This window comes from uncultured Fibrella sp. (assembly GCF_964250085.1).
In the GTDB taxonomy this organism is placed as follows: domain Bacteria; phylum Bacteroidota; class Bacteroidia; order Cytophagales; family Spirosomataceae; genus Fibrella.
This window is the reverse complement of record NZ_CAXUEC010000010.1, coordinates 137131-151822: the sequence shown is the minus strand read 5'-3', so window position 1 is coordinate 151822 and position 14692 is coordinate 137131. Positions and strand designations below refer to the sequence as shown.

The 14692-nt window shown below is 53.4% G+C and carries 10 protein-coding genes; 3 read left to right on the top strand and 7 right to left on the bottom strand.

Annotated elements, in window-relative coordinates; translation table 11 throughout:
* Positions 1 to 172 precede the first annotated feature (172 nt).
* Both ACFE8Q_RS25080 and ACFE8Q_RS25075 read right to left on the bottom strand, forming a co-directional pair.
* Positions 173 to 1555 (bottom strand): PAS domain-containing sensor histidine kinase, encoded by a 1383-nt coding sequence (locus tag ACFE8Q_RS25080; RefSeq protein ID WP_375448194.1) that lies wholly within the window; start codon positions 1553 to 1555, stop codon positions 173 to 175.
* 109 nt (positions 1556 to 1664) lie between these two features.
* Positions 1665 to 3038 (bottom strand): sigma-54-dependent transcriptional regulator, encoded by a 1374-nt coding sequence (locus tag ACFE8Q_RS25075; protein WP_375448193.1) that lies wholly within the window; start codon positions 3036 to 3038, stop codon positions 1665 to 1667.
* A gap of 132 nt (positions 3039 to 3170) precedes the next feature.
* Between ACFE8Q_RS25075 and ACFE8Q_RS25070 the strand changes: the two genes are divergently transcribed.
* The gene (locus ACFE8Q_RS25070) at positions 3171 to 4877 is read left to right on the top strand and encodes an ArnT family glycosyltransferase (RefSeq protein ID WP_375448192.1); all 1707 of its coding nucleotides are present in this window, start codon (positions 3171 to 3173) and stop codon (positions 4875 to 4877) included.
* Between the two features lie 82 nt (positions 4878 to 4959).
* A complete protein-coding gene (locus tag ACFE8Q_RS25065) occupies positions 4960 to 6453 on the top strand; it encodes a peptide MFS transporter (RefSeq protein WP_375448191.1) in 1494 nt (497 codons plus the stop codon).
* A gap of 79 nt (positions 6454 to 6532) precedes the next feature.
* On the opposite strand, the gene ACFE8Q_RS25060 is transcribed toward ACFE8Q_RS25065, so the two are convergent.
* Entirely contained in the window at positions 6533 to 6874 is a 342-nt protein-coding gene (locus ACFE8Q_RS25060) for a winged helix-turn-helix transcriptional regulator (RefSeq protein WP_375448190.1), read from the bottom strand.
* Between the two features lie 357 nt (positions 6875 to 7231).
* Here ACFE8Q_RS25060 and miaA point away from each other — a divergent pair, with 357 nt between their 5' ends.
* Complete coding sequence (gene miaA, locus ACFE8Q_RS25055; protein WP_375448189.1) at positions 7232 to 8140, top strand: tRNA (adenosine(37)-N6)-dimethylallyltransferase MiaA; 909 nt, start codon at positions 7232 to 7234, stop codon at positions 8138 to 8140.
* Between the two features lie 18 nt (positions 8141 to 8158).
* On the opposite strand, the gene ACFE8Q_RS25050 is transcribed toward miaA, so the two are convergent.
* From ACFE8Q_RS25050 to ACFE8Q_RS25035, 4 genes are all read right to left on the bottom strand, one after another.
* Positions 8159 to 11512, bottom strand: a complete 3354-nt coding sequence (locus tag ACFE8Q_RS25050; protein WP_375448188.1) for a sialate O-acetylesterase — start codon at positions 11510 to 11512, stop codon at positions 8159 to 8161.
* Between the two features lie 292 nt (positions 11513 to 11804).
* Positions 11805 to 12095 (bottom strand): rhodanese-like domain-containing protein, encoded by a 291-nt coding sequence (locus tag ACFE8Q_RS25045; RefSeq protein WP_375448187.1) that lies wholly within the window; start codon positions 12093 to 12095, stop codon positions 11805 to 11807.
* A 21-nt stretch (positions 12096 to 12116) separates the two neighbouring features.
* Positions 12117 to 13874 (bottom strand): T9SS type A sorting domain-containing protein, encoded by a 1758-nt coding sequence (locus tag ACFE8Q_RS25040; RefSeq protein ID WP_375448186.1) that lies wholly within the window; start codon positions 13872 to 13874, stop codon positions 12117 to 12119.
* On the bottom strand, positions 13861 to 14643 hold the full coding sequence (locus tag ACFE8Q_RS25035; protein ID WP_375448185.1) for a PASTA domain-containing protein: 783 nt from the start codon (positions 14641 to 14643) through the stop codon (positions 13861 to 13863). The genes ACFE8Q_RS25040 and ACFE8Q_RS25035 overlap by 14 nt, the downstream gene beginning before the upstream one ends.
* Positions 14644 to 14692: the final 49 nt, after the last annotated feature.

Below are 14692 nucleotides of genomic sequence, written 5' to 3'. Positions count from 1 at the left end.
GCGTCATGTGGCAAGAGGCCTGTATGTAGACGAGCTGGTTCATGTCTTGGTAAAACGAGGGCAATATTCGACAAATTACCCCATCTGTGCAATCCATAACAGAATTTTAATAGAATGGTTCGGCAGCCTTCCGGCCATACCTGCTGTATAGACGGGTTTGCGGCGAAAAGGTTTAGAATAAAAGCCGAAATGTGCTGCCTTTGCCAACCTCAGTGCTGACGGTGAGTTGCCCACCCATCTGCTGCATCATTTGCCGCGAGAGGCTTAAACCGATGCCAGAGCCTGTTTTTTTGGTAGTAAAAAACGGAATAAAAATCTGGTCCAGTGCTTCGGGTTCAATGCCAGGCCCATTATCAGCCACCTCAATGACGGGCTTGGTCCCATCGAGCAGGGCTTCAAAACGGATGTGAGGATTGACGGTTTTTTCGAGGGCTTCACCGGCATTCTTGAGCAGATTGAGCAAAATCATTTCCAGTTGCGCTTCATCGGCCAGAATGGGCAGCGAATCAGGAGGGGATATAACCGTCATAATTATCTGTCGGCCGTCGAATTCGGGACGCACCAGTCCGGCCACGCGCTGCATGAGTGTCTGCACAGCCAGAACCCCCACCCGGGGGGCAGGAATAGTGGTAAAGTTGCGGTAGGCATCGACAAACCGCATAATCCCTTCGCCGCGCTGCGCAATGGTGTTCAGTGCATCACCCAGATCACCGACCGCCTCGTGAACGACAGCCGCGTTGGGCAGAACCGGTAAACTGGCTCCTGGTGTAGTATCGAGTGGGGGCAGGTTGGCCGCGATATCATGTTCAAGAATAGCCTGCATGGTGCCCGTTAGCGAGACCAGTGGCGTTACTGAGTTCATAATCTCATGGCGTAGTACCTTGGTCAGGTTTTGCCAGGCGTCTACTTCTTTCTGCTGAAGCTCAGAGCGGATGTTCTGCAACGAAACCAGCGTGACCAAACGTCCCCGCAGCCGAACGTCGGTGGTGCGAATAGCCAGGTCGTTGCCGCTGACGGTCGTGTAGGCGAACGCGGCCTGCCGGTCGGGACCAGTAAGCCGCGTAGGCAGGTCAGGGTGTTGCTCGGCCAGGTCGGTCAGCAGGCGGAGCCGGTACGTATCCAGCAGCCGCAACGCCGCCTGGTTTACCAGTTCAACCTGTCCGGCGGCGTCGAACGCCAGCAGACCAACACTCACGTGCTGTACGATCGTGTTCAGGTATTGCAGGTTGGCTTCTTTTTCGGCCCGCGCCTGCCTGAACGCCTCCAGCACCTCATTGAACTGCTGATTCAACTGCGCAAAGGAGGGGCCAAGTTTACTGTCGGCGTTGAAGCTGATGGCGAAATCAGAGTACCGGACCGACTCCAGAAAATAGGTGAGCTTGCGGTTAACGCCCGTCACGTATTGATATAAATTCACCGCCACCAGGAGCAGTATCAGGCTTGTGACGATCAGCAACGGCATGAAGCGGCTAGCAGGTCCAATATAGACCATTGTGCCTGCCAGGAGCCCCAACAGTGCCATTCGCCAACCAATACCCCATGCGAAGTGATTCATTTTCCAGAGTTTACCGTCTTCTGTTTACCATTTTCAGTTGCGCTGCCCAGGTACGTTATGGTTACGTAGCAGCGTAACTGAAAACGGTAAACAGAAAACGGTAAACTTTTTATAATCCATATTTCTCCATACGCCGATAGAGCGCCTGGCGCGAAAGGCCCAGTTCGCGGGCCACGTCGGTGATATTACCGCCGTGTTTTTGCATGGCCTGCTGAATCATGCGACGCTCCATGTCTTCGATCTGGAGGGTGTCGCTTCCGGGGAGCCCTCCCCCATTCTGCATGGCCGCCGGCGACGAACCGAAAAAGAAATCATCGGGCGTCAGGGTGTTTCCACGGGCCAGAATCACGGCCCGTTCAATGGCGTGTTGCAGTTCGCGCACATTACCCGGCCAGGCGTATTGCTTCAAATGTTTCAGGAGTTCGGGACTGATCTGCCCCACCGGCCGGTTGTATTGTTTGCGGTAAATACGCAGAAAATGCTCGGCCAATGGCCCGATATCGTCGGGGCGCTGGCGAAGCGGCGGAATGTGCAGTTCAATGGTATTGATCCGGTACAGCAGATCCTGCCGGAACGAACGGTCCATGACGCGGGCGGTGAGATCGGCATTGGTGGCGCAAACCAGCCGTACATCCACGTTCCGGGGTTTGTTGCTGCCTACCCGCGTTATCTGCCGCTGTTGCAATACGGTGAGTAGTCGGGCCTGTTGCGCCAGCCCTACGTTCCCAATTTCATCCAGAAAAATGGTGCCTCCCTGCGCTTCTTCAAAGCGCCCGGCCCGGTCGTCGCGGGCATCGGTGAAGGCTCCACGCACGTGACCGAACAATTCACTTTCGAACAGGCTTTCGGGCAACGCGCCCAGATCAGCGCAGACGAACGGTTTATCGCGACGGTTCGAGAGCCGGTGAATCTCGCGGGCCAGCACATCTTTACCCGTGCCGTTTTCGCCCAGAATGAGAATATTCGCGTCGGTAGGCGCTACACGTTCGATGGTTTCGGCGATTTGCCGCATGGCCGCGCTTTGGGCTATGAATCGGTCCGCCGATGCGGTATTGCCCGAGGCGCTCTTTTTAGTACCGGCAGTATTGTCGGCATCGTCCTGTTTACCAGCAATAGCCGTTTTAATGACATCGACAAGTTTGCTGTTTTCCCACGGCTTGAGCACAAAATCAACGGCTCCGGCCTTGATAGCGCGAACGGCCATTTCTACATCGCCATATGCCGTGAACAAGACGACCCTGGCCGTTGGGTCGGCGTCCAGAATCCGATCGAGCCAGTCGAAGCCTTCCTTGCCCGAACTCACATCCCGCGTGAAGTTCATATCGAGCAGAATGGCATCATAACGGGTATTTCCCAGCAGGAAAGGAAGCTTATCGGGATTCTTTTCAATGTCGACCTGACCGATATGCCGTTTCAGGAGCAGCTTGGCCGCCAGCAGTACATCGGGGTCATCATCAACGATAAGAAGTTTCGCGGTTTGCATGCAGTAAAATTAGTCTGGAAAGTCGATGTGCGTTACTAGTCCTTAGCCTCTATAGTCTTTTTATAGATGATTAACGCCTTTCCAGCCCTGGCCTCAGTAACGCACATCGACTTTCCAGATTAATTTTACCCCATGCTTACCCCTTCCCCACTTGCCAACCGCCTGTTCTACGCCCTGCTGACTGCGGTTGTGGCGATCAATTTTACGGCCCTTTGCCTGCCCATTATGGAACCCGACAATGGGTTGTACGCCACCGTGGCCAAGCGTATGTTTCTGACCGGCGACTATATCAACCTGTATTCCTGCGAAGTAGAATGGCTCGACAAACCCCGCCTGCCGTTTCTGCTGAACGTGTTATTCATGAAGCTCCTGGGCGTAACAACGGCAGCGTATAAATTGCCCGCCCTGTTTTGTTTCTGCGGAAGCCTGTTTTACACCTACCAGTTTGCCCGGCTCAATTACCCGAAAGTGGTAGCGCAGGTAGCCACCCTGATTTTTGGTACGGCCTACCACGTTATCCTGTCGAACACCGATGTGCGGGCCGAGCCTTTTCTTACGTTATTCATCATCGGTCCCGCCTATCACTTCATGCGTGTGGTTCAGGGCGGCAAGTGGTATCATCTGGTGTTGGGGTCGCTGCTGACGGCCTGCGCCATGATGACAAAAGGCCCCGTTGTTCCGATTGCTTCGGTAGGAGCTGGTTTGGTGGCCCATTGCGCCTTCACCAATCAGTGGAAGGAGCTATGGCACCCGCGCTGGCTGCTGGCTGCGCTGCTCACCGCCCTGTTTGTATCGCCCGAACTTTATGCGCTCTATCAGCAATTCGACGCGCATCCCGAAAAGATCGTATATGGGCAGCCAGGTACGTCGGGACTGCGTTTTTTCTTCTGGGACAGCCAGATGGGCCGCTTTCTAAACAATGGCCCCCTGCGTGGTAGCGGCGATCCGTTTTTCTTTACGCATACGCTCCTTTGGGCGCTGTTACCGTGGGCCTTTCTGGTCTATACCGCTGCGGGGCGGGCTATTGGCGGTTTAGTTCGCCGACAACCCGAACAGAGTGACCGCCATTTACCCGAGTACCTATCCCTGGGCGCGGGCGTGTCATTGTTTGTTCTCTTCTCGGCCTCCCGCTTTCAACTGCCACACTACCTCAACATAGTTTTCCCCTTTTATGCGGTATTGGCGGCCCATTACCTCAGTCAGCTATCGGCTACGGCCCTGCGCCGCTGGACGATAGCCCAAACTGTAATTGCTGTGCTGGTGGGTACGTTCGTGACGGGTGTGCTGGTTCTCTACCAACCCGAACGGCTGCTCTCCGGGCTACTCTGGATTGCGCTGATTACCCTGGTCACCATCGTGGTATTCTGGCGGTATAACCCGCTCTTTGGTAGCCCGATAGCCACGCTGACTGGCCGCATGGTTGGGCTGATGGTCATTATCGGCGGGCTGATCAACCTGTTTCTCTACCCATCGATCATGCAGTATCAGGCCGGGATGGTCGCTGCCGACTATGCCAATACCCGCCCGGCACTGCAACGCACAACCTGGTTCTACGGGGGCGACACGTACGGCGAAAGCTCCTGGTCGTATGAGTACTATACCCACCAGCCTACGCACTATATCTACGCCGATTCTACCCTTCGGCAAGCCGTCCGAAAAGGCCCTGTGCAGGTGTTAACGACTGCTCCTTATGCCGACTCGCTCACTCAGCATGGCTTTCAGGTACGTCGGCTGGCCACCTTTCCGTATTACCACGTCAGCCAGTTGACAGGTACATTCCTGAACCCGGCCACCCGCGCCAGTACGCTCAAGGCCTACATCCTGGCCGAGGTTCAGTAACGGAGTTGTTTAGTATATTCGGGGGTAAAATCAACAAACTCGTATTCTATCGGCAGTTGAATAGGCTGCTTTTTTCTCTTGCATGAACGTAACAACGCCTGCTCCCCCCACTCAAACCGGCCATTCGACGGGCCTCTACGTGCTGTTTTTCACCGAAATGTGGGAGCGCTTCAGTTATTATGGCATGAGGGCCATTCTGCTGCTCTTTCTGATCGACAATGTTCGGGGCGGCATGGGCCTCAACGAAGTTGAAGGCGCAGCGATCTACGGTCTATATACGTCATCGGTCTATCTGCTCTCATTGCCCGGTGGCTGGGTGGCTGACAATATCCTGGGTCAACGAAAGTCGATCTGGTACGGGGGCATCATCATCATGCTCGGGCACATCATTCTGGCCTTTCCGGCTGGTACGGCAATTTTTTACATGGGCCTGGCGGTGGTAGCCATCGGCACGGGGTTGCTCAAGCCCAACATCAGTTCAATTGTGGGCGAACTTTACCCCGAAGGTGGTGCCCGGCGCGACGCAGCCTTCTCGATCTTTTACATGGGCATCAACCTCGGTTCGTTGCTGGGTATCACAACCGTGGGCTATTTAGGGCAGAAGGTGGGCTGGCATTATGGGTTTGGCGCCGCCGCCGTGGGCATGGGCTTAGGCCTGATCACCTTCCGAACGCTGGGGCATAAACACCTGGGTCACCTGGGAAACGTACCTGTACGCCCCGAAAAAACGGTGGCAAAATCGGGCGGAAACCGGCCGTTGATCGCCTTTCTCTTTGTGGTGGTCAGCTTACTGGGTACGTTGCAACTTACTCACGTACTGGACTTAACAACGGCCATTGGCCTGGCAAAAGCGATGGGCACCATTATATCCCTGATCGCCGTGAGCTATTTCATCTTCATCCTGGTGGCTGGCGGCTTAACTACCGAGGAGAAAAAGCGAGTCGCCGTGCTCTTCGTATTCTTTCTTGCCGCAGCCTTTTACTGGGCTGGTAATGAACAGCAAGGTTCATCCTTACAAATCTTCGCAGAACGGTATACTAACCTGAATTTCTTTGGCTGGGAACTGCCATCAAGCTGGTTTCAGAACTTCAATCCAGCCTTTATCCTAAGCTTTTCGCCACTACTAGCCATCTTGTGGGTCTTTCTGGCAAACCGGAAAATAGATTACCCGGCACCCGCTAAACTGGCAACCGGACTTATTCTCCTGGGGCTGGCTTACTTTATCATGGTCGTTGCCGCCAAAGTTGCCCTGACAGGTGTACGTACGTCGCCCTTGTACCTGACGTTTACGTACCTGTTCTTCACCCTTGGCGAACTGTTCCTGAGCCCTGTAGGCTTGAGTGCTTTCACTAAACTAGCTCCCAAGCGGTACACCAGCCAACTCATGGGCATCTGGTTTGTAGGTACGTCGCTGGGTAACCTCATCGCCGGTCTGTTTGCGGGTGGGTTCGATGAGGAAAATGTGGCCCAGATGCCACAACTCTTCCAGAGCGTAGCCTACTTTGGCCTGGGTGCCGGCCTACTTATGCTGCTCTTCACTAAACCGTTGAAACGCTGGATGGGCGGTGTCGTCTAACCCTGTTTCGTCACTGGTATTTATGCAAAAACCCCGTCAACAGCTCTGTTGGCGAGGTTTTTTGTGCGACGATTTTAGCCTACTGAGCTGGCAAAAAATGACGTCCGATGTCTTTTATCTGAAGCAGGATAGGCAACACAGTCAGGCCGCGCTCTGAAAGCCGGTATTCGACACGAGGAGGCACTTCGTTATACGATTGCTTCTCCAGTACGCCTAACTGAACCAGAGTTTTTAATTCCTGAATCAGTACTTTCTCGCTCACATCGGGAAGTAGTCGACGTAATTCGCTGTAACGGCGAACTTTCTGGCCCAGGTGCAACAGAATAAATAAACGCCATTTACCGCATACGACCTCCAATGCTTTTTTCACAACAAGCCGTTCTTCTTCGGCCATTAATTCCGGTTGAATTCTTTCGTTCATTTTGGTCGTACAGAAACTAACAGCCAAGTTAGCTAATGCCTTATTTGTAAGTAGAAGATGATTTAAAAGTAGAGGTATGTTTCCAAATTTACACATTCATTAATAAAAAATGAATATTTTGTGACGGTCCTACGGGTTGATCGAATCTGGAATGTTCAAAAGTAAGCATGAATAATACCTCATACAACTGAGAGTTCCAAACATTTACTCCCCTGATTCACAACACATATGCAATTTGAATGTAGCGTCTTTTAATACTATATTAAATCTGCATTATAAATATATTTTTTCGAAAAATTTATCCTGGGCTGGATTTCTCCCTGAAGCAGGTAGCTTAGTAGTTGATTTTATTAGCGAATGATTTCTTCCAAAAGTAAGACTGTTATTGTCATTGCCGGCCCCACGGCTGTAGGAAAAACACAGCTCTGTGTTTGGTTGGCTAAACAACTCGATACGGTTGTTATTTCAGCCGATTCCAGACAATTATATCGCGAGTTAACCATCGGCACAGCCAAACCGTCGGCGGCGGAATTAGACAACGTACCTCATTATTTTATCAATTCGCACAGTGTAACAGACCCTATCAGCGCGGGGCAGTACGAACGCGAAGCGTTGGTATTACTGAACAATTTGTTTGACACACGCGACACAGTCATCTTGACGGGTGGCACCGGGCTGTATATCAACGCGGTGTTGAAAGGGCTGGACGACATGCCGGAAGGCGACGCTACATTACGCCGTCAGTTACAACAGCAGTTTGACGTAGAAGGCATATCCGCACTTCAGGCTCAGCTACTCGAGCTCGACCCAGACTATGCGGCCCTGGCCGATCTGAACAACACACAGCGAGTTATGCGGGCACTGGAAGTTTGTCTGACCACCGGAAAGCCCTACTCCTGGTTCAGGCGGCGGTCATCCGTCGAGCGGCCTTTCGCTACTAAACTGATTGCCTTGCAACGGCCACGCGAAGAGCTATATGACCGCATCGACCAGCGCATGGACAGAATGCTGGCCAGTGGACTGGTTGACGAGGTTCGCAGCTTACTGCCCTATCGCCACACACCAGCCCTGCAAACGGTGGGCTACAAAGAGGTATTTCCTTATCTGGATGGTGAATACGATTACGACACGATGGTTGACTTGCTCAAGCGTAACTCGCGCCGGTATGCCAAGCGCCAACTTACCTGGTTCCGCCACCAGAATCAGTTTCACTGGTTCAGCCCGGACCAAACTGGCGGAATCCTGTCAGTTATCAATGAAGACTGATTACTGGTCAGGTGGCGGTCAATTGATGAGGAGCTTCTGCGTAACCACGTCTGTAGCCCGTCTGAGGCGAACGATGTAAACGCCTGTCGGATAGCCCGTTAACGACAAGGGGACCTGAGTAACCTGAGCCAGTTCCTGCTCGGTCTGAACAACACCGCGCAAATCGATTATCTGTAACGTACCACTGGCAAGACCCGAAAACCGCAGCGACACCTGCCCTGCGGGCGCGGGATTAGGCCACAAGCTCATTGTAATGGCCGGCTCCTGATTGACAGCCAACAGAACAAGGGTAGTGCCCGCCGCCAGACTGGGTTTCGACTGCGTTTTATCGCCGTAAGCCGTCAGGGTATACTGGTAAAGGGTGCTTGGCGTCAGTTTGTCATCCCTATACTGGCTCTGCCAGGCCTCAATCCGGACGGTAGTTTCAGCCGTATCGGCATCTGGTGCTTTCCGTTTCAGTACATAATACGTGGCATTAGGAACAGCTTTCCAGGACAGACTCATCACATCGAACGACGTTGGCGTAACCAGCAAATCGGGTGAATTAAGCCAATCGGGCGTAACGGCGCTTGCGCTTACAACCGGTGAACTTGTTCTATCGCCCAGCGCCCTGATACGGTATATGTACCCCGAACCAGGCGTTAAGCTGGTGTCGTTGACGGCGACCACATTCGCTTTAAACGTACCCACCTCCCGATAACGCTGCCCAGAGTCAAGTCGCTCAACCAGGTAGGCGGTAGCATTGGGGACAGTTGTCCAGTTTACTTGCAGCGAATTGTTATAAACGACTGATAATGACATAGTGGGAGAGGCCAATGCGGCGGGCGTCTGCCCATCGACCACGGCAACAGGCGATTCAGAAAAGCGGCCAAACGCCTTCAACCGGTAGGTGTAGGTTGTACCCGGTTGCAGGGTGGTATCGCTAAATGCCACTGCACCAGCCTCGAACGTACCTACGCGCTGGTAATCCTGGTTGGCGGCTTTCCGGTCTACCTGATACCGTATGGCATCGGGAACAGCCGACCAGCCCAGCCTGATAGCGTTATTATACACTACGGTCAGGGCAATAGTCGGGGTGACCAGCAAGCTGGGCGTGGCGGCGTCTACACTGACGAAAGGCGATTCTGTCCGATCACCAATGGCTTTGATCCGGTACGTGTACGTGGTTCCGATCAGCAGGTTAGTGTCTTTGATCGCTGTTGCTGCCGACCCGAACGTACCCAGATTCTGATACGCGCCGTCGGTTACCTTTCGCGCTACCTGATACGTTGTCGCGTTGGGCACGGGCTTCCAGCTAACAGTCAGGGCATTGTTGTAGAGCACGTTAACAACAAGCTCCGGCGACGCCAGAAAAGCCGGTGTCTGTACGCTGGCAGTAGCGAAGGGGGAATCGCCGTAAACCCCCGTTGCCTTTATTCGATACATGCACGTGTTATTATCACTCAACAGATTATCTGTATAGGCAAGTTTATCGGCGGCAACGGTAGTTAGTGACTTGAACGTTGTCTCAGCGCCCAACCGACGTTCGATAACGTATCCAAGCGCAGTTGGTACGGGTTGCCATGATAGCGACACCACATTGGCAAACGTAGCAGCAGCCTGCAACACAGGCATTTGGGGCGACGCCGGGGTTGTTACATTGATCTGATACCAGTCCGATTCTGTATCTACTCCCAGCGCCTTGATGCGAAACGTGTAGGTTGTTTGCTCGGCAAGGCGTTCGGCCAGATAGGTCAGCGTGCCGGCAGAAACCTGGGTTAAACTGCCGAACGTACCCAGTTTTGGGTCCTTCAATTCCAGTTGATACGCGGTGGCGTCAGGTATTCCATTCCAGCTCAGCCGAATGTAGTTCAGCGACGCTACTGCCGACGTCATCACCGGCGTTTGCAATTGTCGTATCACGATAGGCGCGCCAATGGGCAGTTCAAAAAATGACAGTGCCCGCATGCCACGCTTGTTGGTGATGTACGGCCCCCTGTACGGAACTCCGGGACTTATGGGATCATTTTTGGGTGGCAGGTACGTCAGCTTGGTCGCTGTTGTTGGGCCTTTCAACGTCAGAATGACCCGGTTACGAAGTACCCGACCAGCCGTTACTTCGCCACTGCGTCCGTCAAGGTAGAAGTGATCTTTTAACAACAGGTTCTCGAATTGTTCCGTCCAGACAAGTTCTTGGTCGGTGTTGAATTGCACCGTAATCTCGCTGCGATCACCTTTCGAGAAATCGACGCGCCGACTATTGGGCGCGTTGATGTTGTCGGTATCTGCCGAGTTGTAAAAATCGCGCCCGATCAATCGGGTCAGTTCCTGTGCGTTCTGTATATAGCCTTCGTCAGAATAATGTAACCCGTCGAAACCGGCGGTTCCGACTGAGGGCACTACCTGAATATCAGGGTATTTATCAACCAGTGCCCGTTGCGTTTCGCGAATCATGGGGGCGGCCTCAACGGCAGGGTCAATGATATCGATCTGATACACGTAGAATTGCCGGATGGAGGGCAGATCCGTTTTTAGGTTTTTGTAGAAGATATCGAAGTAGCCGCCCCAATTCACTCCTTCGCCATACGCTTCCGACTCTCCCTGCCTGTATATCAATGCTTTAACGGACTTATCCAGACCTCCTTTCTGCAACCGGTATAACATTCGACCGTATCCATTAGTCAGATCAGCGGGGTTATCGGCGGTACGGGTGGCATGGTGCACCATCATCGACCAGTGGAATGCAGCGTTGATCAGGCAGGTTGGTATACCGTATTTCTCCAGAACAAGTTGCTGAAACTCAAACCCCAACGTACCTACATCCTGGGTTAGCAACGTTTGATTCGACAGCGCCCAGCTTGTATCAGCCGGGTTATACGGTTCAACGCCATACGTGCCCGTGGTCTTGCCAAACGTGCGGCAGTACTCGTTCGTGCGCGTCTCCCGAAAAAAAGCAGACGCATTGGACTGACCGGTAAGCACATACACATCGCCAGCCACCAGGTTGGTGCGATTCACGACGTTTACCGAATCATTGTCTTTACCGAGGTACAGGTTGATAGCATACTCAGCCTTTTCCGCTTTTATCGTTATCGGTTCAACCGTAAAGCGACCGGTGCCGCCCGTGTAGCTGATGGCCACCCGCTTATACCCAACGGCTTGTTTATTTCTGAACACCTGAACAGAAACGTATTGCCAGCCGGCTTCAGTGACACGGCCTGAAATAGGTATCTGCGCTTCACTTTGCGCGTTTCGGGGGTAAAGCTGGTAATCCTGCGGTAGCTTGTCGAAGGCGATGGCATTAATGCGCTGCGCCCATCCCGATGCACTGACTAAGCAGAGCAGAGCGATAACAACCAATTGATTAGCAGCCGGACAAAGCTGCCGTTTCATTGCCTGATGGTGTGTAAAGTAAACGAATAGGTCATCGTTGAGTGAGTGTTCTTTCTTGTACTGAACTACCAGTTTTGCTGTATGTACGGTATTATCAGGTACGTAGATTACTACGAATTACTCTAACGTTTGACAAAATCTCTATCTAGATGGACTAAAAGTGATACAGTGGTACCAGCCCGTCATTGGCAGGCAATACTACGTCGGCCAACTTCCTTTTACCAATAAAAAAGGCGTCTCTCCCACGATCAGGGAAAGACGCCAACTTGGCCCAAGACCTTTTAGTTAGTTACTAGGCCCGATAAGCGAGCATGCCGCCAGTTACATTGCGAACATTGTTGAAGCCGTTTTCTTCCAGAAACTGCTGGGCACGGGCCGATCGGGCTCCCGAACGGCAATGCACGATCACTTCTTCATCCTGCAAACCGTCGAGTTCGTCGATACGGTACGGCAGTTCGCCCAGGGGAATGAGGGTGGCACCGATGTTGTCGGCTTCATATTCGTTGGGCTCCCGAACGTCGATGAGGTTGAGAGTTTCGCCTTTTTCGAGGCGTTCGCGGAGTTCCTGAACGGTGATATCCATACGGGTGTGTGCGGGTTGCGTTTAATGTCTGATAATCAATTTCGATGTTCGTGGCCGGGCTTCAGCGTCGATGAACCGGAGCAGGTAAAACCCATCGGGCAACGTACCCAGGTCGGTACTGGTCTGGGCAGGCGACAGGGATTGGGTTTGCACGAGTCGGCCACTCAGATCGAGTACATCCAGTTGCACCGCTCCTGCCAGTGCCCCACCCCAGTTGAGCGGCCCCGCCGTTGGGTTAGGAAACACCTGCACGGCCAGCGTCGGTTCAGTAGCGGTGATAATTACGGTTCCGTTGTTCATCACCGGCCGAATCATCAACGCACCATCCTGATCCGTTACACGATCCCAGCGAGTGCCCAGATTCACAAATAGTTTATCGCGAAACGGACTATTTCGGTCGAAACCAATCGGAATAGCCGGGTCGTCGAGTTGCGAGAAAGCGACGTAAAAGACCGAATCAGGTACGTTGACAGGGTTGGCAAAGATAAATTCGGTGAAGCCATTCCGCTGAGCGGCATACGATACCGAAAACGGCTGCTGCAGAATGGGCTGATCGGTGGGCTGGCCATTATTATTGCCATAAATGCCCAGCAGTACCAGTTGCCCACGCTGGTCGCGGCGTGTCGGGGCGATATTGAGGCGCACACCCCGCACCGCATCGGGCTGGTTGATGGTAAACTTCACCGCCACCCGCGCCAGCCGCTGGTTGACCTGCTTCACGGTTTCGGCCGTTCCGTCGTCGTAGGCGTAATAATTGTCCAGCACGGTGGTAGCCGACAGCGTGTCGTTCAGCGTCAGGTCCAGGCCCGGCGTGTCAGGGCTGCTCTGATCTTTGGTGACCAGATTAAACGAGGCCTGCAACACAGCCCGCCCCTGCAAACCAGTAGGCATTTTGGGCTTAAAGGCGAGCGAATTTCGGGAAAGACCCAGCGCGTTGATTGGGTTTGGCAGCGTATCCTGTTGAAAGACCCGCCCCGAAACCCGATCACGCAGGCTGAACCGGCTATTGATCGGAATGAATTCGGTAAACAGGTTCGTGAAATCACTCCTGACAGTATCGGCCAGTTCGGCGGCTGGCTTGGCCAGATACTGCCACAGCGGCATGGCCGTGTACCGACGGAGCAACGGCGTGACGGGTTGCCGCATGGCCCGGTCGCGCAGTGGCCGGTTGGTGGCCGTTCGGTCGCGGTTCAGGTATACGTAATCGATATGCCACGAATCGAACATACCAGACTGCCGCCCCCGGCTGCGAAAGCGAAACTGGAAAGCAGGATGAAAATAGATTGGATTATCGACCTGAAGAAGCTGGAAGGCAAAGTTATTGTCGATCACACCACCGCCCTGCGTCCACACCTTGCGCCAGGTGCCATCGCTCCCCAAAAACTCAAGGCTTAGCGAATCCGTTGCGTCGGGCAGTTCGCCCAAACCCCGGCGTTGCCAGTAGAAGCTCAGAAAAACGCCGTTACTAACCGCTAGCCCACCCAGATCGATAGGCAACGAGGTTAGCGTATCGGTGCCTCCTTCTGCATTTTCATCATTGAGCGAATACGGCAATCCACTCAGCCGCAGACCATCGAAAGTGGCCACGTTGACCGACGGGTGATTGATGGTCAGTGTGTTGTTGATATACACATTGCTTCCCGCTACCCACCGGGTTGGTGAAGCAGTTTGCTGTGCCGTTGAGAAATCGTCGAAAAAAGGAAGCTTCAGCGACTGTCCCGGCGCGGTTTGTCCACCCAGCAAGCCAAGAAGTAAAATTAATAACTTATTGATTTTCATCGACATCGCTTGCTACCGGACCCACTACCCACACGTCGACAGATTGCCCTACGCGAATGCGCTCACCAGCTTTGGGTTTCTGCTTAATCACCGTACCCACTTCCTGCTCAGGATCATCGACCGGCACCCGCACGCCCACGCGTAACCCCGATCCCTGAATCAGGGTAACGGCCTCATCGAAAGGCAACCCAACGACTTCGGGGGCCGGGAAGAACACGTTGCCCTCACCGTCGCCCACAACCAGATCAACTTTCGTGCCTTTGGCTATTGGCGATCCTCCTTTAATTTCCTGCCCGTTTGCATATTGCCGCAACACCTTGTTCTTACCCAGATCCGGTTCATACGTCAGGTCGCCCATCACCAGGCCCATTGACCGCAGCAGCAGCTCGGCCGTGCGCAAGGTTTGATCGACCAGATTAGGCATGATCACCGTTGGCGCGGTTCGCTTAATAACAGTCAGGTATATTTTACGCCCTTCTTTCACGTTAGAACCCGGCGTGGGGTACTGGGCAAAAACGGTCAGCGGCACGCCACCAGCCACGAACGTACAATCACTCACCTCATAGCGCAGGTCGCGGTCTTCGAGGTAGTTTTCCAGTTCGTCGAGGCTCATGTGTTTCAGATCAGGCACCGTAATGGTCTGACCGTGGTTGGTCGAGAAAGGCAGGTAAACAAAAAAGAAGGTAAGCACCAACACCACCGTGAAGGCAACCACAAGGCCAATATGAATGTATAGATCGGTGCGGGAACGGGTACTCAGTTTCGTCATGCGGTAAAAATACAAGGAGTTTTTGTCTTCTGTCTTCCGTCCTCTGTCT

Bases quoted from the DNA above. Each gene is read 5' to 3' on its own strand.
- ACFE8Q_RS25080 (WP_375448194.1), bottom strand. From the start codon at position 1,555: ATGAATCACTTCGCATGGGGTATTGGTTGGCGAATGGCACTGTTGGGG.
- ACFE8Q_RS25075 (WP_375448193.1), bottom strand. From the start codon at position 3,038: ATGCAAACCGCGAAACTTCTTATCGTTGATGATGACCCCGATGTACTG.
- ACFE8Q_RS25070 (WP_375448192.1), top strand. From the start codon at position 3,171: ATGCTTACCCCTTCCCCACTTGCCAACCGCCTGTTCTACGCCCTGCTG.
- ACFE8Q_RS25065 (WP_375448191.1), top strand. From the start codon at position 4,960: ATGAACGTAACAACGCCTGCTCCCCCCACTCAAACCGGCCATTCGACG.
- ACFE8Q_RS25060 (WP_375448190.1), bottom strand. From the start codon at position 6,874: ATGAACGAAAGAATTCAACCGGAATTAATGGCCGAAGAAGAACGGCTT.
- miaA (WP_375448189.1), top strand. From the start codon at position 7,232: ATGATTTCTTCCAAAAGTAAGACTGTTATTGTCATTGCCGGCCCCACG.
- ACFE8Q_RS25050 (WP_375448188.1), bottom strand. From the start codon at position 11,512: ATGAAACGGCAGCTTTGTCCGGCTGCTAATCAATTGGTTGTTATCGCT.
- ACFE8Q_RS25045 (WP_375448187.1), bottom strand. From the start codon at position 12,095: ATGGATATCACCGTTCAGGAACTCCGCGAACGCCTCGAAAAAGGCGAA.
- ACFE8Q_RS25040 (WP_375448186.1), bottom strand. From the start codon at position 13,874: ATGAAAATCAATAAGTTATTAATTTTACTTCTTGGCTTGCTGGGTGGA.
- ACFE8Q_RS25035 (WP_375448185.1), bottom strand. From the start codon at position 14,643: ATGACGAAACTGAGTACCCGTTCCCGCACCGATCTATACATTCATATT.